21 protein-coding genes and 1 tRNA gene are annotated in these 22,204 nt (G+C 40.2%); 17 read left to right on the top strand and 5 right to left on the bottom strand.

Going from position 1 to position 22,204, the window contains the following annotated elements; genetic code table 11:
* Positions 1–48: 48 nt before the first annotated feature.
* Together PR675_RS12990 and PR675_RS12985 are read left to right on the top strand one after the other, a co-directional pair.
* Positions 49–390, top strand: a complete 342-nt coding sequence (locus PR675_RS12990) for a tetratricopeptide repeat protein (protein ID WP_014657599.1) — start codon at positions 49–51, stop codon at positions 388–390.
* Between the two features lie 248 nt (positions 391–638).
* Entirely contained in the window at positions 639–1,826 is a 1,188-nt protein-coding gene (locus PR675_RS12985) for an MFS transporter (RefSeq protein WP_060561392.1), read from the top strand.
* A gap of 1,939 nt (positions 1,827–3,765) precedes the next feature.
* Here PR675_RS12985 and PR675_RS12980 read toward each other — a convergent pair.
* Both PR675_RS12980 and PR675_RS12975 read right to left on the bottom strand, forming a co-directional pair.
* A tRNA-Ile gene (locus PR675_RS12980) sits at positions 3,766–3,842 on the bottom strand.
* A gap of 371 nt (positions 3,843–4,213) precedes the next feature.
* Positions 4,214–4,810, bottom strand: a complete 597-nt coding sequence (locus PR675_RS12975) for a GNAT family N-acetyltransferase (protein WP_014657597.1) — start codon at positions 4,808–4,810, stop codon at positions 4,214–4,216.
* 249 nt (positions 4,811–5,059) lie between these two features.
* Between PR675_RS12975 and PR675_RS12970 the strand changes: the two genes are divergently transcribed.
* The gene (locus PR675_RS12970) at positions 5,060–7,081 is read left to right on the top strand and encodes an NADPH-dependent 2,4-dienoyl-CoA reductase (protein ID WP_036943099.1); all 2,022 of its coding nucleotides are present in this window, start codon (positions 5,060–5,062) and stop codon (positions 7,079–7,081) included.
* 84 nt (positions 7,082–7,165) lie between these two features.
* Here PR675_RS12970 and sstT read toward each other — a convergent pair whose 3' ends face one another.
* The gene (gene sstT / locus PR675_RS12965) at positions 7,166–8,419 is read right to left on the bottom strand and encodes a serine/threonine transporter SstT (protein ID WP_036943096.1); all 1,254 of its coding nucleotides are present in this window, start codon (positions 8,417–8,419) and stop codon (positions 7,166–7,168) included.
* Positions 8,420–8,692: 273 nt separating this feature from the next.
* Complete coding sequence (locus PR675_RS12960; RefSeq protein WP_036943093.1) at positions 8,693–9,652, bottom strand: TerC family protein; 960 nt, start codon at positions 9,650–9,652, stop codon at positions 8,693–8,695.
* Positions 9,653–10,273: 621 nt separating this feature from the next.
* Here PR675_RS12960 and PR675_RS12955 point away from each other — a divergent pair.
* From PR675_RS12955 to PR675_RS12935, 5 genes are all read left to right on the top strand, one after another.
* Positions 10,274–10,942, top strand: a complete 669-nt coding sequence (locus PR675_RS12955; RefSeq protein WP_004925324.1) for a DedA family protein — start codon at positions 10,274–10,276, stop codon at positions 10,940–10,942.
* A gap of 259 nt (positions 10,943–11,201) precedes the next feature.
* Positions 11,202–11,507, top strand: coding sequence for a DUF883 family protein (locus PR675_RS12950; protein ID WP_004925327.1), 306 nt, complete (start codon positions 11,202–11,204; stop codon positions 11,505–11,507).
* Between the two features lie 5 nt (positions 11,508–11,512).
* On the top strand, positions 11,513–11,911 hold the full coding sequence (locus PR675_RS12945; protein ID WP_004925329.1) for a phage holin family protein: 399 nt from the start codon (positions 11,513–11,515) through the stop codon (positions 11,909–11,911).
* Complete coding sequence (locus PR675_RS12940; RefSeq protein WP_014657593.1) at positions 11,904–12,203, top strand: YqjK-like family protein; 300 nt, start codon at positions 11,904–11,906, stop codon at positions 12,201–12,203. The genes PR675_RS12945 and PR675_RS12940 overlap by 8 nt, the downstream gene beginning before the upstream one ends.
* 231 nt (positions 12,204–12,434) lie before the next feature.
* Entirely contained in the window at positions 12,435–12,830 is a 396-nt protein-coding gene (locus PR675_RS12935) for a DoxX family protein (RefSeq protein WP_004925336.1), read from the top strand.
* Positions 12,831–12,924: 94 nt separating this feature from the next.
* Here the strand turns inward: PR675_RS12935 and PR675_RS12930 are convergent, their stop codons facing one another.
* A complete protein-coding gene (locus tag PR675_RS12930; protein ID WP_272582758.1) occupies positions 12,925–13,821 on the bottom strand; it encodes a LysR family transcriptional regulator in 897 nt (298 codons plus the stop codon).
* A 136-nt stretch (positions 13,822–13,957) separates the two neighbouring features.
* On the opposite strand from PR675_RS12930, the gene PR675_RS12925 reads away from it, so the two are divergent.
* The 9 genes from PR675_RS12925 (at position 13,958) to PR675_RS12885 (ending at position 22,204) form a co-directional block, all read left to right on the top strand.
* Entirely contained in the window at positions 13,958–14,659 is a 702-nt protein-coding gene (locus PR675_RS12925; protein ID WP_004925342.1) for a pirin family protein, read from the top strand.
* Positions 14,660–14,842: 183 nt separating this feature from the next.
* Positions 14,843–16,804, top strand: a complete 1,962-nt coding sequence (locus PR675_RS12920) for a BglG family transcription antiterminator (protein ID WP_004925345.1) — start codon at positions 14,843–14,845, stop codon at positions 16,802–16,804.
* A gap of 648 nt (positions 16,805–17,452) precedes the next feature.
* Positions 17,453–17,791, top strand: coding sequence for a transcriptional antiterminator (locus PR675_RS12915; protein ID WP_004925351.1), 339 nt, complete (start codon positions 17,453–17,455; stop codon positions 17,789–17,791).
* An 18-nt stretch (positions 17,792–17,809) separates the two neighbouring features.
* Positions 17,810–18,175: an SFCGS family glycine-rich protein gene (locus PR675_RS12910; RefSeq protein WP_004925354.1), complete on the top strand. Its 366-nt coding sequence runs from the start codon at positions 17,810–17,812 to the stop codon at positions 18,173–18,175.
* The gene (locus PR675_RS12905) at positions 18,175–18,471 is read left to right on the top strand and encodes a DUF4312 family protein (protein ID WP_004925357.1); all 297 of its coding nucleotides are present in this window, start codon (positions 18,175–18,177) and stop codon (positions 18,469–18,471) included. The genes PR675_RS12910 and PR675_RS12905 overlap by 1 nt, the downstream gene beginning before the upstream one ends.
* 27 nt (positions 18,472–18,498) lie before the next feature.
* Positions 18,499–19,290 (top strand): DUF4311 domain-containing protein, encoded by a 792-nt coding sequence (locus PR675_RS12900; RefSeq protein WP_014657591.1) that lies wholly within the window; start codon positions 18,499–18,501, stop codon positions 19,288–19,290.
* Positions 19,291–19,292: 2 nt separating this feature from the next.
* Positions 19,293–19,943, top strand: a complete 651-nt coding sequence (locus PR675_RS12895) for a DUF4310 family protein (protein ID WP_004925362.1) — start codon at positions 19,293–19,295, stop codon at positions 19,941–19,943.
* 25 nt (positions 19,944–19,968) lie between these two features.
* Complete coding sequence (locus PR675_RS12890; RefSeq protein ID WP_014657590.1) at positions 19,969–21,108, top strand: amidohydrolase/deacetylase family metallohydrolase; 1,140 nt, start codon at positions 19,969–19,971, stop codon at positions 21,106–21,108.
* A complete protein-coding gene (locus PR675_RS12885; protein ID WP_004925369.1) occupies positions 21,092–22,204 on the top strand; it encodes a DgaE family pyridoxal phosphate-dependent ammonia lyase in 1,113 nt (370 codons plus the stop codon). The genes PR675_RS12890 and PR675_RS12885 overlap by 17 nt, the downstream gene beginning before the upstream one ends.

Raw genomic sequence — 22,204 nt, 5'->3', positions numbered from 1 at the left:
CAATATAAAACCCCATATCTAGAAATAAGAAAAAATGAATATTTTAATTTGATTGATAATATAAACTTGTTAAGTCAACGACTCGAAGAATCAGAAAAAACAAAAACCAGCGCTGAACTGGGGGATAAAGATGCACAGCTCAACCTTGGCTTAATGTACTATCAAGGAGATGGAGTTCCTGTTTCCATTGAACAAGCACAGAAATGGTTTATGCGTGCAGCAGAACAGGGCAATGCATATGCACAATATAACCTTGGCTGGCTCATGCAAAAAGGTGAGGTCGAAAATGCTTCTCCTTATGCGGCACGCTACTATTTTGAGTTGGCCTGCAAAGGGGGCTTAGAAAAAGCCTGCTTCGCGCTAGAAAAATCGCATAGCGAACATTTCTAAAACAGCCTCTCTATTTAAACGTTAATGGGAACTTAAATCCCATTAACTTTTCCCAATGTATGTTTATTCAACCTATCAGATAATCTGCAAATTTCTTGATGTTGCCGCTAAAAAACAAAAAAAGCCCTATTTTTCGTTCTTAAGAATGATAGTCACCTTTCGTTATTTCACCCTAAAATCGACAAGTAATTATTAACTTTTTATTAACATTCACCGAAGGTACTGCTTATTATTGACGAGGTGCTTAAATGAACGAATCGCTGCACACACAAGATGTCAATGCCATGCCACCAAAAGTCATCCTAAAATCTTCATTGAGTTTACTACTCGCAATTATTATTTTTGCGGCCATTGCCCCAGGTATTTTGATGACAGCGCCGGCAGTTGCAACTCAATTGGGCTCTCAATGGCAGTTATCGGCCGATAAAATAGGTTATCTTTTTTCAGCAGAATTAGGGGCTATGAGCTTTGCAACTGTTCCTGCTTGGTATTGGATCAACCGTATTAATTGGCAAAAAATAGCCATTATCTCTGCCATTATTTTTATCATAGGTAACCTACTCTCTGCTTTCGCGGCCACCTATATCACCTTGTTAATTTTTCGCGTCATAGCATCATTAGCTGGTGGTACATTAATGATCCTGTGTATTTCATGTGCCGGAAAAACAGAAAACCCGAGCCGCATGTACGCTTTTTGGGTTTTAGGTCAACTCGCATTAGGTACACTTGGACTACTTGTCTTACCACCGTTATTTGAACTCTACGGATTACGTATCGTTTACTTTATTCTCGCTGCTTTTATGGTCATCTTTTTTCCATTAATTCGAGCATTTCCTAATGTGATAATGGAAAAAGATCAACATCATCACTCATCAACTCACCCGCGAAATGCATTTATTAATAAGTCGATGGCCATTATTGCGATACTCATTTTCTATATTTGTTTGAGCCAAGTTTGGACATTCATAGGTGTATTTGGCCAAAATAGCGGGCTAGATGCTGAAGAGAATGGTCAGATTTTAGCGATCGCCACCATTTTAGGTATGGTTGGTGCGGTGATTGCGGCAACTGTTTCTAATCGGTTTAAAACCAATAAATTAGTGTTTTTAGGATATGGATTATTAATGGCAAGTATCTTGTTATTGATTGGTTCACCTACCGTAATACGGTTTATTGTTGCCGCCTTATTGTTTAAATTCACATGGACATTTGTCTTACCTTTTATTATGGGAGCGGTCTCCCAGCTTGATACCAGCGGTAGGCTCATGAATAACATAAATTTGGTAATTGGTGGTGGAATGGCTATTGGCCCTGCCATTGGTGGATATATTTTAGTCAATTCGACACAAATGTTGACCTTTATTAGTTTTGCAGCGTTATGCACCCTATGCTCATTCGCCTTAGTTGCTTACTTTATAAAACAGTCGAAGTCATAATTTAAGTTATAAAATAATAATTTTCTTACTTTTGATAAGTCGAGGTTTTCTTCACATTAATGATAACGTATGACTCTATCCATTTTCAGTAAGCTCATTTTGTCTTATGAGGAAATATTGGAAAGTGGTTTTCTCTCAAAATTGTCATGGTCAATAAAATTTGCCCACAGCACTTGAGCTATCGCGAATTATACAGAAGGTCTAGTATCAGCAGTGCGGTAGCTTTCTTGAATTGTATTGTGTGCTTGCAACCGGCTGATTTTTTTATTCATCGGTGAGGCTTATTGTGAATGCCTTTAGGCTTTCACTTGAACTGCCTGCTATTCATCTATGGTTGATTAACGCATTGATAGCTTTAGATACAGTGTTATTTTAGCCTAGACCCCGTTAAGTGACCCCAAGTTAAAATTCAGCACTGAGATTACGTGAACCTGATATGTTATCAATATCCTCTGTTGAGTAATGAAATACTCGTTCCCTAGTTCAAGTTGCTAAATTAGCTATATCACGACAATCGCACCATTTCCTTCTGTGTGAAAACAATAATACCGCCAAGGTAGCAATTCAAATAGATAGTCGCTATCAAAAACAATTTATTTATCGAAACGTTCAAATATTTATAGCTGTAAAAATATACCGACCGATAACGAACATATAAAATCACTCATTCTCAGTTCGCTTTTGTCAACTTGATAAGATTATGATTGTATGATTAAGGTAGGCGCTTTAACATTAAGGAGCTTTTTACCTAACTCCTACAGTTATTTTCAAAAAGAAACTATTTCTACAACACAAAATATAGTAACCAAGCGTTAATAAATTATTGTAATTGTAGAAATAGTAACATGGACAAAAAATTAAACTTCAGAGTGCACAACAACCATATTAAAGTAAAACCTGGGAGGACAACACTTTATATACATTTATGTGCAAACTAAATTTAAACAATATATTTCAATCGTCGTTACACCTAATTCGGGATTAATAATATTCCAGCAATTTTAAATATTCAATAGCTTAAAATTCCCCAAAAACCCTTTAAAGTTGTAATGGTTAAATTATAAAATTAAAAATACTCATTAATAATCATGAACTTAATAAGTCAGAATAAATTAAAACAAACTTATTACAAAAGATTTCAAAAAAATAAAAAAACACCATTTAAGACTAATCTCACCATAGAACAATAACCACATAAGTAAAAACAACTATAAAAATACGAAAACCTACAATTACAGCCTACAAAAACGCAATAAAGGATAACTAAATAGATTTAAACACCACATAAATGCCATAATATATTTTTAAATTCCATTAATTATAAAAAATTAGACCAATTAACAAGAAAAACACTTCTTTATATAAAAATATTTCTTTCTCACTTTAAATTTTTATTAATAATATAATTTAAAATCTTAACAGATATATGCTTTTTAAAATTAATCGTGATTTTTATGAGGGGATTTTCTTTAAACCAATGTGCATGATTAAACATACAACAAAGTTGTCATCACGAAACACCTATAAAATCCATCAATCTGATCACTATTAAGAACATTCTCAATGGTGATTTTTATAATTAATTAAACACTCATAAAGGAATAGTTTTAATGATTATGGGAATACTTCTTTCTCATTTAAAAATAAATATTACTCAACCAACCTTAAATAGATAGTCTATATATGACAATTAAATAAAAATAAACCATATCTTGTAGAAGTCAAACTCCCATTAGCAGCATAAAGAAATACTTTTATCATTAGGTCCTTAACTGGAACGGATACCTAATTAATCTTGAAGCGAATAGTTTAAATTCATTATTCTCAATAGATAGGGAGAACTTCAGTGAAGAGATTTCTTGAACTAAAGGAATAGGGTGGAAACAAAAAAGCCACTTACTAAGAAGTGGCTTAATGTACTGATTTAACAGCTAAAATTTGGTGGCCCCTGCTGGACTTGAACCAGCGACCAATCGATTATGAGTCGACTGCTCTAACCAACTGAGCTAAGGGGCCAAAGTGGAAGCGATTATACGTGCTGTTTTCTCTCAGGTCTAGTCTTTCAAAACTGTATGGTGATTTTCTACGCAATTCCATTTTCTACTTTATCATTCAGCAAGATATCATTACTCAAAATGATAACTCTTGTTCAAAGAGCCGCATTTATCCCTCTTCCCTCTGCCTTTTAAACAAGTATTTTTACAACTCAGCACTGATAACAACCAAATGCTATGCATAAAAAATCAAAAAAATTAGTCTAACTATATAAAAATCAAACGATTTAATTGATAATGACTATTTCTTAAACAGAAAACAGCACCGATTAACCAACCTCTCTTATTGATTAATCACAGAGACTTATTTTTTATAAACTCAGCGAATGGCTACTAGCGAGGTTTCTCCAATTGCCACTGTAGATGGTGTTTTATCGATGGCCACTCTGACGCAATAATACTGTATACGCAGGTATCCCGTAATTCACCAGTACGAGTATACATATGACTTCTTAGTACCCCGTCAAGTTTAGCGCCCAGTCTCTCTATCGCCCTTCGACTTTGCTGATTTAAAAAATGAGTTCTAAATTCCACGGCAACGCAAGATAAGGTTTCAAACGCGTGTTGGAGTAACAAGAATTTCGCTTCTGTATTAATTGCAGTTCGTTGAACTTCTCGACTATACCAGGTTGCACCAATTTCAACTCGACGAGTCTCTTGGTCAATTTTATTGTAGGCGGTCATCCCAACAGCTTTACCTGATTTTTTATTCATCACTGCAAAGGGTAACATTTCTTGTTGCTGATATAGCTTTAAACGCCGTTCAACATCTTTAGCAAGGTTTTCTGGTTCAGGTACTGAGGTATACCATAGTTTATGTAAACTATCTCGTTGAATAATTTCCATAAACTCAGAGTCATATTGGTGGGACAGCAGCTCCAGTTTTACAAAGCCCCCTTCAAGTTCTATAGCCTCGCAAATCGTTTTCATCGTAACCATCCTTTTTCGTACAATGGTAAAATAGCTTTACTGGTTAAGTTCCCTAATAGCCACCCTGTTTTACACGCCAATTATGACAAAAAAATAAAATCGCCTGTGCCGACCTAGACTACCTGCAATTTACCAATAAATCATATGATAAATATCACATTTTTTTAACATATTTTTCTATTGTCCCCATCATTGCGCTAGAGTTAACTCATCTGACCTGTTAATAAAACCCCGCAGGGGAGCAAAAATATGAGCAATTTTCCACATCTTTTTACCCCACTGAATTTGGGGCACACAGTACTAAAAAACCGTATTTTAATGGGTTCCATGCATACGGGGCTTGAAGAACATCCGGAAGGAAGCCAGCGTTTGGCTCATTTTTATCGGTTACGCGCAGAAAATGGTGTTAGCTTAATAATTACAGGAGGGATCGCACCAAATAAAGAAGGTGCCTTAACCGCTCATGGCGCGGTGCTCAATACTCCGGAACAGTTGCCTTTTCACCAAGAAATCACCCAAGCAGTACACAGCGCTGACGGTAAAATTGCTTTGCAGATCTTACATGCGGGTCGTTATGGTTTTCATCCTCATATTGTTGCCCCTAGTGCCATCCAAGCTGAGATCATTCCATTTACCCCCAACGCTCTCACAACAGAACAAATTAATAAAACGATTAATGATTTTGTCACCACAGCAAAACTCGCACAGCAAGCAGGCTATGATGGCGTCGAAATAATGGGCTCAGAAGGCTACCTTATTAATCAATTTATCGCTAAGCGCACAAACCATAGAACTGATGAATGGGGAGGAAGTTACGATAATAGGATCCGCTTCCCTCTCGAAATTGTCAGTAAAATCCGTCAGGCAGTGGGTGAAAACTTTATCATTATTTATCGCCTCTCAATGTTAGATCTCGTAGAGGAAGGTTCCAACTGGGAAGAAATTGAATATTTAGCGAAAGCGATTGAGCAAGCTGGCGCAACAATGATCAACACAGGTATTGGTTGGCATGAAGCGAGGATCCCAACTATTGCAACACAAGTACCACGTCATGCATTTAGCTGGGTAACAGAAAAATTAATGGGAAAAGTCACCATTCCTTTGATCACAACGAATAGGATCAACGATCCCTTTGTTGCCGAACGGATCATTAGTTCAGGTCAAGCGGATATGGTATCGATGGCTCGCCCATTCCTTGCCGACGAAGCATTTGTTCGGAAAGCACAAGAAAATCGTGCTGATGAAATCAATACTTGCATTGGCTGCAATCAAGCCTGCCTTGATCAAATTTTTAATGGCAAGCTCGCTACCTGCCTAGTGAATCCTCGGGCCGTAAAAGAATTGAATTATCCCGATGAACAGGCGACACAAATAAAAACAGTAGCCATTGTTGGTGCAGGCCCTGCCGGACTCTCTTGTGCCATTTATGCAGCCAAGCGCGGTCATAAAGTGACTTTATTTGAAAAAGCCAATCAAATTGGTGGCCAATTTAATATGGCTAAACAGATCCCCGGAAAAGAGGAGTTCCACGAAACAATCCGCTATTTCTGCCGCCAACTGGAAATTCTAAATATTGAAGTCAAGCTTGAACATCAAGCGCATATTCGTGACCTTATTGCTTACGATGAAGTTGTTATTGCAACGGGGGTTGTGCCCAGAACCATTAATCTAGAAGGGCGTGAACACCAGAAGGTACTCTCCTATATTGATGTACTAACTGGAAAGCGCTTGGTAGGCCGTTCGGCTGCTATCATTGGTGCCGGGGGAATTGGCTTTGATATTGCTGAGTTTTTAAGCCAAAAAGGCCCAAGCAGCAGTTTGAATATATCGTTATTTAATCAAGAGTGGAATATTGATACCAGCATCAATTCGACCGGAGGAATATTGAGCCAATCTCCTCATCCTATCCCCTCTTCTCGCCAACTCTATTTGTTACAACGCAAAAACAGTAAAGTTGGCGCTGGGCTAGGTAAAACCACAGGCTGGGTTCATCGTTTATCACTCATGAAGCGTGGCGTGCAGATGTTTAATGGTGTTGAATATATGCGAGTTGATGATGATGGCTTGCATATTCGCTATCAAGATAAAATACATTGCCTCCCCGTCGATAATGTCATTCTTTGTGCAGGCCAAGAGCCATATCACCCATTAAAAGAGCCTCTCGCAGAGCATGGGATTCAAGCTCACGTCATTGGTGGCGCTGATGTCGCTGCTGAGCTTGATGCAAGAAGAGCAATTGAACAGGGAATGAAAGTAGCCTATCAGCTATAAAAAGCGCCATATTTATAATGCTAACCTATAAAAAAACCCGCTATCCGTCAGCGGGTTTTTCTATGGATATTTATCGAGACTAAACTAGTCTTTTTGTGATAATTGCGCTGTAGGATCAGCCAATTTCTCATCTTCAGCAAGGCAAACCGCTGCTGTAAATAGTACATCAGTCGAAGAGTTAAGTGCTGTTTCTGCTGAATCTTGCAGCACACCAATCATCACCCCAACAGCAACTACTTGCATAGCGATTTCGTTCGAAATACCAAACATGTTACAGGCTAATGGAATGAGCAGTAAGGAGCCACCCGCAACACCAGAAGCACCACATGCGCAAACCGCAGCAACCACACTCAGTAAGAGCGCTGTCGGAATATCAACAGGGATCCCTAAAGTATGCACTGCCGCTAAGGTCAGTACTGTAATGGTAACCGCAGCCCCGCCCATATTGATCGTCGCACCCAGAGGAATAGAAACCGAGTAGGTATCTTCATGCAAATTCATGCGACGACACATCCCCATATTCACTGGAATGTTTGCAGCAGAGCTACGCGTAAAGAAGGCGGTTACACCACTTTCACGTAAACATGCGAAAACGAGTGGATACGGATTACGTTTAATTTTCCAATATACAATCAGAGGGTTAACAACTAATGCCACAATCAGCATACAACCAATAAGCACAGCGAGAACATGGAAGTAGCCTTTTAATGTTGCAAAACCTGTTATTGCGATTGTTGAAGAAACGAGACCAAAAATCCCAAGAGGCGCTAAGCGGATCACCACTCTAACAAGCTGTGTCACACTTTCTGAGAAGTCTTGAATCAGGTTCTTAGTCGTCTCGCTAGCATGGCGTAAAGCGATACCTAAACCAATCGCCCATGCGAGGATCCCGATATAGTTCCCCTTGATCAATGCATCGACTGGGTTAGCAAAAATATTCACTAACAAGCCTTTAAGCACTTCTGCAATATTTCCAGGAGGTGTTAACTGAGTATCACCGAGTGCTAATACCAGTCTGGATGGGAATATAAAAGAACCAATAACGGCTACCAACGCCGCGAAGAACGTACCTAATATATACAATACTAAGATAGGACGGATATTGGTTTTTTGCCCTTTGCGATGATTCGCAATGGATGCCATGACCAGTACCCAAACGAGTATAGGAGCAACCGCTTTTAGCGCACTAACAAACAAATCGCCCAATAACCCAACATTTTTTGCTGCTGATGGCCATAACCATGCCAATAAAATACCTGCGATCAGGCCTACGAGTATTTGCTTAACTAAGCTACCGCTCGTAATAACCTGCCATAACCCTGTTTTGTTTGTTTCCATAAGAGACCCATACATTATTTATCTTTATTAGGAATTAAATGTGTTTGCTCTGCCAGTATAAGGAATAAATACCTTATGGAAAGGCGATTATTTTAAATATAGACAATAATTTTTTTATTTTAACAATATATTTACATATCTGTGATCCTAATTGTATTTTGTTTCTTATAGTAGGATAGGAAACTAAGAAATCTATGATATTTTTCAGTCTGTTAAAGAGAAAAAGCACTCGGTTTTTATGCCGAGTGCTTGAGTTAATTAAGCAGTGAAAGATTAGCCGTTAGAAGCGTTTCTTTTATTAACGATAACATTAATCACTAAAGTGGCGACTAAAATTGTTGCAACCGTCCCCAAAGAGATGATCGTTGGAATGTGATAAATATCCATTAAAAGCATTTTCACACCGATAAAGGTCAAAATCACCGCCAAACCGTACTTAAGCATAGTGAATTTTTCAGCGACCCCAGCCAGTAGGAAATACATTGCACGTAAGCCTAAAATAGCAAAAAGATTTGAGGTTAATACGATAAACGGATCCGTGGTGACAGCAAAAATAGCGGGAATGCTATCTACCGCAAAAATCACATCGCTGATTTCAACAAGGATCAAGACTAAAAAAAGTGGTGTAGCAAAAAGTAACCCATTTCGTTTAATGAAAAACTTTTCACCGTGTAATTCATCAGTCATGCGTAAATGAGAACGAACCCACTTTACCAAGGGCTTATCGGTAATTGGAGAGTCATCTTCCTTTGTAAAAGCCATTTTGATACCTGTAAAGAGAAGGAACAGGCCAAAAATGTAAAGAATCCAACTAAATTGAGATACGAGCCAACTGCCTGCAAAGATCATAATGGTACGCAGTATAATCGCACCGAGTACCCCATAAACTAAAACACGTCTTTGTAGGTTCGCTGGGATCGCAAAATAGCTGAACAACATTAACCACACAAATACGTTATCAACCGCTAAAGCTTTCTCTAATACATAACCCGTTAAGAAAGCCGTTGTTTGGCTATTAGCAAATTCAAGGCTTACCGTATCTTTGAGATACCACCAAAATCCCCCAGCAAACATCAATGCTAGCGTCACCCACACCGTGCTCCAAATCGCCGCTTGTTTCATCGACATAACTTGGTCTTTATGTTTGCCTTGCCATAATAGGTCAACAAGCAACATTATGAGAATGATAACCGCGAAACTTCCCCATAAAATAGGGCTACCAACAGAGTGCATATAATTTCCTTAATTACAAAAAAACGGCTGACACCTCAGAAGGCATCAGCCGCTTAACTGTTTTTAACCTAGAGTGACTATCTTTTGGTTGTAAACGATGAGCAAACCTTGCCTTCTGGCAAGGTCTCACTTACAACACAATAATCCTAGGTTAGGAAATTGTGGTGCTCGGCTACCGGGTGCAATATGATGAGCACCGTAATGACGATAAACCGACAAGAAGAAGTTACTCCCCTTTGCTATGACTGATAAATTAGGGTAATTAGTCCTAAAAATCAATAATCCATAGGTATAATTTGAGTAAAAATATTTAAAGACTATTGAATAAGGAAACACCTTTTTTTACCATTTTTGTCAAGAAACATCTTGGTAAAGCCCATTTTCACACCATTTATTGTAGAAAAAACGTGAGGAAGAAGATTGCGTTTTTCCGCAAAACTTAAATGAATTCTAAAAATAGAACGAGAATTCGCTGTTTAGTTATTTTTTGTTTTGTTAAAGTGGAGAGGCTTTGAACTAACAGCCTGAGGAAACATGACTTTTCACTTAGGTATTCGCATAATCCATGTCTCCCTACCCAACAATAAAATTGTTGCTGTTATTGCCGTTTAGGAAACATTAATGGAATTAGTTAAAGAATTATTTTTTGCCCTTTGGCATCAAGACTATGTCACGCTCTCCAACCCTACGTTGGTTTGGGCTATTTACCTTATGTTATTCGCTATTCTTTTTCTTGAGAATGGGGTTCTCCCTGCCGCATTCCTACCAGGTGACAGCTTATTGATCCTCGTTGGTGTTCTCATAGCAAAAGGTACACTAAGTTATCCATTGACGATTGTTATTTTGACTGCGGGCGCTAGCCTTGGTTGCTGGGTTGGTTATATTCAAGGTCGATGGCTTGGCAACACGAAACTGGTGAAAGGTTGGCTAGCCCATCTTCCTGAGCATTATCATCAACGTGCTTACGGCTTATTCCATCGCCATGGTTTAGCAGCATTATTGATTGGTCGCTTTTTAGCTTTTGTCAGGACGCTCCTGCCTACAATTGCTGGTCTAGCAGGGCTACAGAATGGCCGCTTCCAAATATTTAACTGGCTAAGTGGTCTTCTTTGGGTCTTAATCTTAACAGCTATTGGTTTTGGTTTTGGGAAAAGCCCAATATTTCTACAGTATGAACAGCATATTATGAACGTGTTAATGCTGATCCCTGTCGGCCTACTTATCATTGGTCTTATCGGAAGTATTGCCGTCGTCATTAAGAAAAAACTTTCCACGAAAAAAGTTAACTGATCACATCACGAGGCGAGAGGCAAATTACGCCTCTCGTTTATTCTCTCTGACAGTAAATACATCTTTATTAGAGCATCCATCTTGGATATAAATTCGTTTTTTATTTAACATAAACATAATATTATTCTCTCTTACTTGAAATAAAACATTCTTTTACATTAATTTAATCAATAATTCCCCCTCTCCTCATTGCACTTACTGTAAAAATAGCTATTGTTAAAGCTGCTAACTATATTTTTCTATTGATAGGAGGTTCCATATGTCATCGAATAACTCATCAGAAGATCTACGCGCAGAACTAAAAGCACTGGCTGACTCTCTCGAAGCGATGCTAAACGATACTGGAAACAAATCGAAAGAAGAAATAGACAGCCTGAAGCAAAAAGCTCAAGATGCCTTACACGCTTCACGCGCCAAACTGAGCAACGCGGGTGATAAAATCACCGAGCAAACAAAAGAAATCGCGGGTCGTGCGGATAATTATGTGCGCGAAAATCCGTGGACTGGCATCGGTATCGGTGCTGCTGTTGGCGTCGTTCTTGGCGTATTACTCGCTAAGCGTTAATTTTTATGGAACAACAAGAGCGTCAGGGCCCCGGAAAAGGGGTCCTTAATACCTTACAACGCATCGCCGGTATCGCCGTGCAAATGGTGGAAACTCGGATCCAATTAATCGCAGTTGAATTAGAGGAAGAAAAAACCACTCTTATTCAACTCATTTTAATGGCGGGTATCACCCTACTTTTTACTGCCTTTGGTCTAATGTGCCTCATTGGTTTGATCTTTTGGTCAGTTGATCCTATTTATCGCTATCAAGCCCTTGCGATTACTACAGGCGTTTTAATATTACTCGCTATTATTGGCGCAATTTGGACCCTAAAAAAAGCGAGACAATCGACCTTACTCGGCGCAACTCGAGAGCAGTTAAAGGAAGATTCTAAAGCGTTAATGGGGTCAAAAGATGAATAAAAGCAAGCGCCTATTATTGGTTAAAAAGAAACAGCGTTTAATCAAACAAATTGAGCAACAGCGTTCTGAACTCTCTGCGGCTTCCAAAGATTGGTTACAGATGACAGAGCCTTACGATCGCTCATGGCAAATCTTTGTCACCTTCCGGCCTATTTTTGTTGCCGCTGCCGGTCTTATTTCTCTTTATACCATTAAACGGCCTCAGCGTATTTTTTCCCTAGGCAAAAAAGCGATTGCCGCTTGGAGTTTAGTGCGAACCCTCCAAAGCGTTGTTAATACGGGTAAAAAATAACCTACTCTGCTCCAAACCTGAAATCTGACCATTTCAGGTTTCCTCTCCCTGCCATTATTCAATATTTTTGTCCATCTTTGTTAATAACCTTTGCTTTTTATTGAACCAGCAAATCACTACCATAGCGTCGTTAGGTGATTTCTTGTCATTTAATGCTAAAAAAATAATTTATATCGCGATGTGTATCTCATTTTATTGACACTTGCTGACCTAGTTAGCTGGAGAATCTTAATGAAAAATTTAGAAAATAGCGTGCTATTACTTGCCCGCATTATGATGCCGATTCTGTTTATTGTTGCTGGGTATGGTAAGTTAGGTGACGCTTATGCAGGCACTCAACAATATATGCAAGCGATGGGTGTTCCCGGCTTTTTACTTCCCCTGACTATTTTATTAGAACTGGGTGGCGGGCTTGCTGTGCTTTTTGGTTTTCTCACCAGAACAGTGGCTATTTTTACTGCTGTTTTTTGTGTATTAACATCCCTGCTCTTCCACATTAATTTCAGTGTAGAGCCAAATAGTTTGATGTTTATGAAGAACATGACTATTGCAGGTGGCTTTTTATTACTGGCAGTCACAGGCCCTGGTAAATTTAGTATTGACCATTTATTGAATAGAAAATGGTAAAAGTTGCTTTTTCATCATTAACCTTTACTTGATAAATTGATAACCGAATTTGGTTGCACCTCTATAGTGCTATATAGAGGTGCTTTTTTACTCTTTATTTATTAGCAAATAATTTAGGTATTTCTCGTAAGCACCACGATTTTGCTTCACCCATACTGTCTCTGCGCCACGCCATAATAATATTCGTCTGATGGCTATATTCTGCACTGACTACACGCAAGCGCCCTTCACGAATATCTTGCTCTACCATTGGATATGGCATCGTTGCTACACCTAACCCTGCTAATAGCGCACTACGCTTATCTTCAATAGTGGAGACCGTTAATCTTTGCTGTTTATCTAATAACTGTACTGTAATAACTGGTCGTTCACGTGCGGTATCGGCCACCGCAATACCTCGATATTTAATACGTGTCGTATCTGACAGCGGCTCTGGCTCTTGGTGGATCGGGTGATCAGGGCTAGTAACATAGACATGGTTAACGCTGTATAACGACTTAGAGTTTATCTCGGAGGAGGAACGAAAGTGCATATCCGGTGCGATAACAATATCCGCCTTTCCACTTTCTAGCCGTTCCCACGCCCCTGCAAGTACTTCAGTTAAAATAGAAAGTTGCGTTTCGGATTTTTCAGCTAATTTATCCACTAACGGGAATAAGTAATACGCAGGAACTAATGCTTCACAAACAATGGTAAGGTGAGTTTCCCAACCTTTAGCGAGCGCTTCTGCATCGGATGTCAATTTTTCTGCGGCTTCAAGTAATACTCGACCTCGTTCTAACAACATCCTACCGACATTCGTAAATTTTGTTCTATGTCCTGAACGATCAAATAGAATAACATCCAACTCTTCTTCTAACTTTTGCATGGTATAACTGAGTGCTGAGGGCACTCGGCCCAATTCGTCAGCAGCAGCAGCAAAGCTACCACGCCGGTCGATTGCATCCATCACCCTTAATGATTCAAGTGTTAATGCTCTCTCTTTACTCATGGGATATCTCTTTCAGGAAATTTGAATGAAGTAAACAGATTAACTGGCTAACAATTCAACGTCCAGCTATTTATGATAACTCTATAAATTTATCAATTTTTGTGTATTTTTGTCGAGCGAAGGAGGGTTAGCCACCATGATGACATTAAGGGCAGTTAAGCACTGTGGAAAGGCTGACTATGGCTGGTTACAGGCACGTTATGCGTTTTCCTTCGGCCATTATTTTGACCCTGATTTTATGGGGTTTAAGACACTAAGAGTACTCAATCAGGAAGTTATTGCACCTGAAAGTGCGTTTCAGCCTAAAAGCTACCCACATGTCGATATTCTTAACTTTATACTACAAGGAAGTGCCGAATATCGCGATAGTTTAGGTAATAAAATCAATGTAAGTGAAGGCGAGTGTATTCGTTTCTCACCCCGTCCTGATTTAAGTTACAGTGAACATAATATGTGTCCATATAAGCCGTTAACTCGTTTGCAGTTATGGCTAAATGCTTGCCCACAGCAAGAGTACTATCCGGCCCAAAAAATTCAATTACCGCCTGATAGTAATATGTTAGTTGCTTCACCTGATGGCGAAAATGAGAGCATTCAATTACGTCAACAAATTTGGATTACACAGCTCAATATTACGCCTGAAAGTGCTCAACATATTAAGCTTAAGGGGAAAAATGCTTATCTCCAATCCATTCGTGGAGGAGCGACTCTCCAAGCAGAAAATGGCGAAACCATAGAAATGAGTTGTAATGATGGTGTATTTATTCAAAATGAAAATGCACTAACACTCTCATCATCAAAATCAATGCGCGCTTTACTCATTGACCTCGGTGCATGATCTTCAATGGGCCAAATGACCTTTTTGGCCCATACAAAAAGTGCACTATTTCTTAAAATCTCTCGGTTTTTGCGAAGATATTCTCAAATTTATGATCTGCCATACTCGGTATGTTGATAGGCTTATGATAGAGTCCAATCCATAGTCAGCCAAAATAAAAGAACTATTTTGGCTATTAAGCTTATGGTTTTAGGTCGAGAAGGTATTTTCGTGGCTTTATTCACTCAACAGCGACTCAATCAAATTTTTGCAAGTATCCTTGATGAGGTAGTGCCTCAAGATGAGCTAGCTAAGCGTTTTTCGGTATCAACCCGAACAATTCGCTCTGACATTAATGAGATAAATGCACTCATACAAAATTACAGCGCTCATATCCTCTATGAGCGAGGCCATGGTTACCGTTTAAAAGTCGATGATGAAGCGCTTTTTGCTAAACTTACCCAGCAAAACCAAGTCGAAAATAGTATTCCTCGTACCAGTAAAGAGCGTGTTGATGCGTTATTGCTAAAACTATTGATGCTCTCTTTACCCGTAAAATTGGACGATATCGCGGAAGAGTGGTTTATTAGCCGTGGAACGCTACAGCAAGATATGAGTGTTGTCAGAGAGCATCTACAAAAATACCAGATCTTATTAGAAAGCATTCCACATCAAGGGATCCGTCTTAACGGTAGTGAGTGGGCCATCCGAGCTTGCATGACCGAAACCCTATGGCGCCGCTTTTCACAGCAAATTAATCAAGACTTATCCATTTTCCAGCCTGAATGTTTAGATAACCTTGATTTGACCTATATCGATAAAGTTCTCCATAACAGTATGAACCGTTTTGATGTTCGTTTAAGTAATGAAGGGCATCTATATCTGGTATTTAATTGCGCTGTCACTATTTTGCGGATCACTCGAGGCCATGAACTCACATCTGTCGTTAAAGATCATGATAGTGAAGAGACGCTACGTAAAGCCTGTGAAGAAGTTTCGAAAGGGCTTATTTATTTTCTTGGCAGTGATCTATCAAGTGCAGAACTCAGCTATCTGCATGATCAAATCATCGCACAGCGCATTGGCCACCAAGATATTACTCAACAAAAAAATCATCATCATCATGAATTGGTTGAATATATTCTTAATTATATTAATGAATTATATAATTATGACTTACGTGATGATGAGAAACTCAAAAAGGATCTCAATACCCATATTGCGGCCCTGATGACACGTCTGCAATATCACATTATTACCCCTAACCCTTTGTTAAGTGATATCAAGCAATATTATCCTTTCGCCTATGATGTCACGCTCAGTGCACTGACCAGTGCAAGTAAGCAATTACTTCCTTATCCAATCAATGAAGATGAGCTTGGTTACCTTGCCGTTCACATTGGTGTTAGTTTGGAAAGGAATTATGGTGCCGGCTCTATTCGCCAGACAGAAGTGCTAGTTGTCACCGATGCGGGAAATTCCACATTTCGAGTCGTTGAATCAAAAATCATGCGTGAGTTTCCACAACTCAAATTTAGCCGAGGGTTAACTCTACAAGAATATGAGTCATTAGATGAAGTCGAAGAAGACTTTGTGATCACCACCGTTCGTATTTCTGAAAAAAATAAACCCGTGATCAAGATAGCGCCATTTCCGACGCCTTATCAACTAGAGCAGATCGGCAAATTAGCCATGATAGATCAAACCCGCCCCTATATTATTGAGCGCTTCTTTGATGAACGCTACTTTATGGTGATTAATGACAAAATCAGCCAAGAAACATTATTTCAAACGGTTTGCCATAAATTACAACAAGATGGCTATGTGACTGCGGATTTTTATCCATCATTACAAGAGCGCGAATCGATTGTTTCTACATTATTAGGCGAAGGAATTGCGCTTCCTCATTCACTGGGATTATTGGCAAATAAAACGGTTGTCGTGACGATTGTTGCCCCTAAAGGTATTGAATGGAACAAAGAGACGAAAGAAAACGCCTATGTGGTTTTCCTATTGGCGATTAGCAAGGCTGACTATGAGGAGGCTATGGCGATTTATGATCTTTTCGTTACCTTCGTAAAAGAGAAAACCACCCGTAGGCTGATTACGGTTAAAAATTTCAATGAATTCCAAGTGATCGCGAAAGACAGTCTGGCGCGTATCTAGTGGTTTGCTCGATTTATCAATCACTTTGCCTAACTCACTGCGTATTAAACGATAGGCAAAAATTCAGTGTGATAAAACGGTAGCTTCCTACTCTCGAATCACAAGGGCCTCCGGTTGCCTGAAATGAGTTCAACATCTTTGTGGTTACAGCAACTTTTAACGTAGATCATCGCTCGCTTCCACTTGTTAGCGGAAAAGGGAAGAATCGACTATTTTGCGTGATCATAACCGCAATTCTGTTATTTTGTTTTTCACCAAAAATCGCCTGTTTCAGGGCTAACCTCTCTAAGTGGAAATGCTCAGTTCCCTTTTATACCTATTTCCACTTTTCGATTTCCACTTTATTTACAGCGGCTATTTCGCCTTTCCAGTTCTATCATTACATTGCTAATAATTTGAATTTCAAAAGATTTAATAAATAAATTACTTAGTTATGCTTATTTTAGACACTCCAATATTGAGTTATTTTCCATTTTATTTCCGGTTGGTTTAATTTTTATACGCATTACACTTATTTTCCCTTCCAATTTATTTCCACTTACAAGTGGAAATTCAATGTCTGCACAACTCCTATAGAACCGACTAAGGTATTCATCATGAAGGAACAAAGCGGTTTAATTGCATTATTACCTTGGATTTTAAACAGTTATGAGTGAATCAGTTGTCGTTTTCAAGATGTCGGAAGATAACCTCGATATCGATGAAGTAACACAGGAGCTGTTGGTCATCATTAGTGGCTGGCTTCAACAAGAAGATTGCTACACCACCGATGTACAACAACAGATGTTGGAGTCTCATCTGAGAGCCATGGTTGCGAGAGCAAAAACGGGTGAAGCGTTACCAGAAGTCGATATCAGTTTGTTCGATGAGATTTCGGCGCACTCGATAGCATTATCACAACGTGTTGTCGATGCACTTCCTGGATTAGCGCCAGAAGAGACATTTTTACTCTCTGTTCACTTTGAAGTTATCCGTTCGAATGATTAATTTTTGGGGAATATCACTATGAAACAAGTTGTTGTTGCTATCGGAGATCGTTTAGGGAAAGGCCAAAAAGTTGCCGCAGGTGTAGAGGCAGCAGGTGGCAAAGCGATTGTTGTACCTGGCGTTGCCGCTGATATGAAGCTAGGTGATGTCATGAATGCCGAACACGCTGATTTGGGGATCTCGTTTTGTGGTAGTGGCGGCGCTGGAGCCATCACTGCACAAACCAAATATGGCTACAAAGCACGTTACGGTATGCGTTCAATTGAAGAAGGAGAAACCGCCATTGCAGAAGGCTGCACTGTATTAGGTTTCGGTTTTATGGATAAAGAAGAATTAGGTGAGCGCTTGGTTAAAGCTTATATCAAAAAATACGGCGACGCGTAATGAAGAAATCTATCGAAACGGTTGTGCGAGTCTCGGGGCAAGGTGACAGCAAGCAAAAAGCGATCGCTGATGCACTGAACTCGGTTCAACGCACGGTACTAAAAGAGAGCAATGACATAATCCTGCGAATCGAACCTAAGGATGTTGCCGTTGTAAGTGCACACTCGCACTCGCGGACAGAAAAATTTCTTTTCGTCTTTCTGCCGCGTAAACGTGAACATTTCCGTGTGGTGCTCGACGTTTCGCTAGATGTCACCCTACTTTCTGTCAACGAAATACCATTTACAGAACAATAAAAACAATTCAGGTCTGGAGGCATTTCTATGAGTGAAACTGCATCTTTCTTAGAAATATTGGGTATGTCCCTCATCATCGGCGGCCTATGTGGCTTTGGCCTTGGTGCAGGGGCTGCTCGTATGTTCCATGCCCCTACAGTGCAAGGAATGGGGGCATTCCGTACACTTGGGGAACTTAATGCCTGTGAAGGAGATCCCGCATCTCACTTCTCATTCGGTTTAGGATTCTTTTTCAACGCATGGGCATCATCCGTGGCCGCGGGTGCATTCACACAAGACGTTGATCACCGCATTATTCCTAACTGGGGGGCAGCCGCTTTATTATCCAAAAATCGTAATGTGGCTGAAACACTGCATAACCCGAAAAAAATGGCGATTGCCTGTACCGTGATCGGGGCCTTAGTCGTCGCGTTCTTAAATACGACCGCTTCTGCTGTTCCTGCTGCGCTGCAAACAACCGCAATTAATGTGTTAGTTCCTGCGGCAAACCTGTTGGTTAACACAGTGATGCCTGTGATTTTCTGGCTAGCCGCTATGGATGCAGGTCGACGCTCTGGCTTCTGGGCAACCCTTTTCGGTGGTTGTGCTCAGCTGATTATGGGAAATGCTATCCCAGGTTTAGTCCTCGGTATCCTGATCGGTAAAGGCGTTGATGATAACGGCTGGAACCGTGTGACACGCACAATGATGATCACTGTCGTATTGCTGTTTGTTTTGAGTGGCTTCTTCCGTGAATTTGACTTGAAGATGATCACCTCTTTCCATCTGGATAAACCTCTGTGGCTTGAATACATCCATGGACTATTGAGCGGGAAATAATCATGACAACTGAAATTAACAAACAAGATTTTTGGTACGCGGAGTGGTCCTTCCCAATCTTTGTCGGACTGTTATCTGCTGGAATTTTTGCCGGTACTCATATGTATGTTGTTTATGGGTTCGGGGCATTTAACGAAGTTGCGTTCGTGGCAATGTTAAAAGCCGGCTTAGATACGGGGGTTTACGGTGCGGTCGCCGCATTTGGTGCCAGCTTCCTATTTGCTCGTATTATCGAAGGTTCATTGGTTGGTATTTTAGATATTGGCGGTGCACTACAAACAGGGATAGGCCTCGGTGTTCCTGCACTGTTCCTTGCCGCCGGATGGGATATTTTAGTTACCAATTTCTGGATCTCACTGGTCACAGGTTTAGTGCTTGGTTTAATTATCGGCCTGATCATTATCTTTGCGCGTAAATTTACCATTGCACAAGCCAACTCCACCTTTGGTGCAGACATCATGATGGGGGCTGGTAATACCTCAGGTCGCTTCTTAGGGCCTTTGATTATCCTCGCCGCTATGGCTGCATCGATACCAATTGGTATTGGGTCACTAATTGGTTCATTGATCTTCTATGTATGGCAAAAACCCGTCGCAGGTGGCGCAATTTTAGGGGCGATGCTATTTGGGTATTTCTTCCCTCTTGCAGCCTAACCTCATGATAAAAAAGAAGGTAACTATGTATTCTCTAATCATCAAACAGGGTAAACGTATCGATGGAACACACATTGATATTCTTATTAAAGATGGAAAAATCGAAGCTGCAGGCCCTGAGTTGGCCTGCAACCAACAAGCTGAAAAATGGATTGATCTGAAAGGAAAAATCTACGTCAGTGCCGGATGGATTGATTCACATGCTCACTGTTTTGTTGAGTCTCCTATCTATTTCGATCAACCAGATTTAGCCGGTGCTGCAGGAGGTGTTACTTCATTAGTTGATGCAGGCAGTGTTGGTGCTGATGATATCGACAAATTTTATCAATTAACCCAAAAAGCCCAAACCAACGTCTTTTCATTATTAAATATCTCTCGTATCGGTATTATCGCGCAAAATGAGTTATCAGATATGAAGAATATTGATGAAACCTGTTTTCAGCAAGCGATTGAGCGCCATGAGGGTTTTGTCGTTGGTATGAAGGCTCGCATGAGTAAAAGTGTTGTTGGTGATAACGGTATTGAACCGCTGCTTAAAGCGAAACAAATGCAGAAAAAACATCGACTGCCACTTATGGTACATATCGGTAATAACCCACCCAATATTGATGAAATTGCCGATCTCTTAACACGCGGCGATATTATTACTCACTGTTTCAACGGTAAACCGAATCAAATTCTCGGTAGTGATGGTAACTTAAAACCCTCTATTGCCCGAGCATTAGCTCGAGGAGTGATTTTGGATGTGGGTCATGGCGCTGAAAGCTTTAGTTTTAAAGTCGCCGAACAAGCCATGCGTATTGGTACCTACCCAGACATTATTAGTTCCGATATCTACCACCGTAACCGCGTTAATGGCCCTGTCTACAGCCTTGCATTTGTGATGACGAAATTCCTTTGCATGGGCTTTAGTGCTGAAAAAATAATTCGTTGTGTAACAGAAAAAGCTGCCGATTTATTAGCGCTTCCCGCAAAAGGTTACTTAAAACCTGGTTTTGATGCTGATATCACGCTATTTGACCTGAAAGAAGAACGCACAGAGCTGACGGATGCAGAAGGAGAATGTCGTACTGGCACTCATCGCTTTGTGCCTATAGCGGCAATTATTGGCGGAAAACATATTGTTCATGCAGAAGGTGAATCTGAATATGCAATCGATTTATGAGAAATATCAGCTAAGACATGTGATTAACGCCTCTGGCCGCATGACCATACTCGGCGTCTCTACGCCGAGTCCAGAAGTTGTCGAACGCGTAGCTTACGGCCTAAACCATTACTTTGAGATCAAAGATCTGGTTAATAAAACGGGCGATTATATTGCCAAATTGCTCAATGTCGAAAGCGCCGTTGTCGTCTCTTGTGCTTCAGCAGGGATAGCACAGGCGATTGCTGCGGTGATCGTGCGTGATGATGATGATTTACTGCTAAATCTGCACTCATCGTCAAAAAACGTACCACGGGAAATCATTTTACCGAAAGGCCATAATGTGAATTTCGGTGCGCCTGTCGATACTATGGTGGCATTAGGTGGTGGTAAGGTTATCGAAGCGGGCTTTGCCAATGAGTGTTCACCTACACAACTATCAGCTAAGGTAACGCCACAAACAGCAGCCATCCTCTATATTAAATCTCACCATACAGTTCAAAAAAGTATGCTCAGTGTTAGCGAAGCGGCTGCCGTTGCTCGCCAACACAATCTTCCTTTAATTGTTGATGCTGCTGCGGAAGAAGATCTCACCAGTTACTACCAATCCGGCGCTGATTTAGTTATTTACAGTGGCGCAAAGGCCATTGAAGGCCCTACAAGTGGGTTAGTGATCGGTAAAAAAACCTATGTGGAATGGGTAAAACGTCAGAGCCAAGGTATTGGCCGAGCCATGAAAGTCGGAAAAGAAGGGATTTTAGGCCTGACGCTCGCGATCGAGCAATATTTGACAGCCACTAAAGAAACTGGCGCGGAGATGGTTGAGCGCATGGGTGAATTTATCGAAGCACTCAATTCGCTGCCTGCCATTTCAGCACGTATCGTTTGGGATGCGGCTGGACGTGATATTGCACGTGCTGAAATTAGTTTCGATGAAAAAATGATAGGTAAAACAACTTACCAAATCATGAATGAATTAAAACAAGGGGATACGGCAATCTATTTCCGTGAATACAAAGCGAATGAAGGCAAAGTGGAAGCTGATATTCGTAGTGTTAGCAATGAGCAACTTAATACGATTGCTGAACGTATCCGATTGTTAGTTAAAGGAATGTAG

Source organism: Providencia sp. PROV261, assembly GCF_028477945.1.
GTDB lineage: Bacteria > Pseudomonadota > Gammaproteobacteria > Enterobacterales > Enterobacteriaceae > Providencia > Providencia stuartii.
This window is presented reverse-complemented; position numbering and strand designations above follow the sequence as displayed.

What these genes read in the sequence shown, in the direction of transcription:
- PR675_RS12985 (WP_060561392.1), top strand. Translation starts at nt 639, where the DNA reads ATGAACGAATCGCTGCACACACAAGATGTCAATGCCATGCCACCAAAA.
- PR675_RS12975 (WP_014657597.1), bottom strand. Translation starts at nt 4,810, where the DNA reads ATGAAAACGATTTGCGAGGCTATAGAACTTGAAGGGGGCTTTGTAAAA.
- PR675_RS12970 (WP_036943099.1), top strand. Translation starts at nt 5,060, where the DNA reads ATGAGCAATTTTCCACATCTTTTTACCCCACTGAATTTGGGGCACACA.
- sstT (WP_036943096.1), bottom strand. Translation starts at nt 8,419, where the DNA reads ATGGAAACAAACAAAACAGGGTTATGGCAGGTTATTACGAGCGGTAGC.
- PR675_RS12960 (WP_036943093.1), bottom strand. Translation starts at nt 9,652, where the DNA reads ATGCACTCTGTTGGTAGCCCTATTTTATGGGGAAGTTTCGCGGTTATC.
- PR675_RS12955 (WP_004925324.1), top strand. Translation starts at nt 10,274, where the DNA reads ATGGAATTAGTTAAAGAATTATTTTTTGCCCTTTGGCATCAAGACTAT.
- PR675_RS12950 (WP_004925327.1), top strand. Translation starts at nt 11,202, where the DNA reads ATGTCATCGAATAACTCATCAGAAGATCTACGCGCAGAACTAAAAGCA.
- PR675_RS12945 (WP_004925329.1), top strand. Translation starts at nt 11,513, where the DNA reads ATGGAACAACAAGAGCGTCAGGGCCCCGGAAAAGGGGTCCTTAATACC.
- PR675_RS12940 (WP_014657593.1), top strand. Translation starts at nt 11,904, where the DNA reads ATGAATAAAAGCAAGCGCCTATTATTGGTTAAAAAGAAACAGCGTTTA.
- PR675_RS12935 (WP_004925336.1), top strand. Translation starts at nt 12,435, where the DNA reads ATGAAAAATTTAGAAAATAGCGTGCTATTACTTGCCCGCATTATGATG.
- PR675_RS12930 (WP_272582758.1), bottom strand. Translation starts at nt 13,821, where the DNA reads ATGAGTAAAGAGAGAGCATTAACACTTGAATCATTAAGGGTGATGGAT.
- PR675_RS12925 (WP_004925342.1), top strand. Translation starts at nt 13,958, where the DNA reads ATGATGACATTAAGGGCAGTTAAGCACTGTGGAAAGGCTGACTATGGC.
- PR675_RS12920 (WP_004925345.1), top strand. Translation starts at nt 14,843, where the DNA reads ATGGTTTTAGGTCGAGAAGGTATTTTCGTGGCTTTATTCACTCAACAG.
- PR675_RS12915 (WP_004925351.1), top strand. Translation starts at nt 17,453, where the DNA reads ATGAGTGAATCAGTTGTCGTTTTCAAGATGTCGGAAGATAACCTCGAT.
- PR675_RS12910 (WP_004925354.1), top strand. Translation starts at nt 17,810, where the DNA reads ATGAAACAAGTTGTTGTTGCTATCGGAGATCGTTTAGGGAAAGGCCAA.
- PR675_RS12905 (WP_004925357.1), top strand. Translation starts at nt 18,175, where the DNA reads ATGAAGAAATCTATCGAAACGGTTGTGCGAGTCTCGGGGCAAGGTGAC.
- PR675_RS12900 (WP_014657591.1), top strand. Translation starts at nt 18,499, where the DNA reads ATGAGTGAAACTGCATCTTTCTTAGAAATATTGGGTATGTCCCTCATC.
- PR675_RS12895 (WP_004925362.1), top strand. Translation starts at nt 19,293, where the DNA reads ATGACAACTGAAATTAACAAACAAGATTTTTGGTACGCGGAGTGGTCC.
- PR675_RS12890 (WP_014657590.1), top strand. Translation starts at nt 19,969, where the DNA reads ATGTATTCTCTAATCATCAAACAGGGTAAACGTATCGATGGAACACAC.
- PR675_RS12885 (WP_004925369.1), top strand. Translation starts at nt 21,092, where the DNA reads ATGCAATCGATTTATGAGAAATATCAGCTAAGACATGTGATTAACGCC.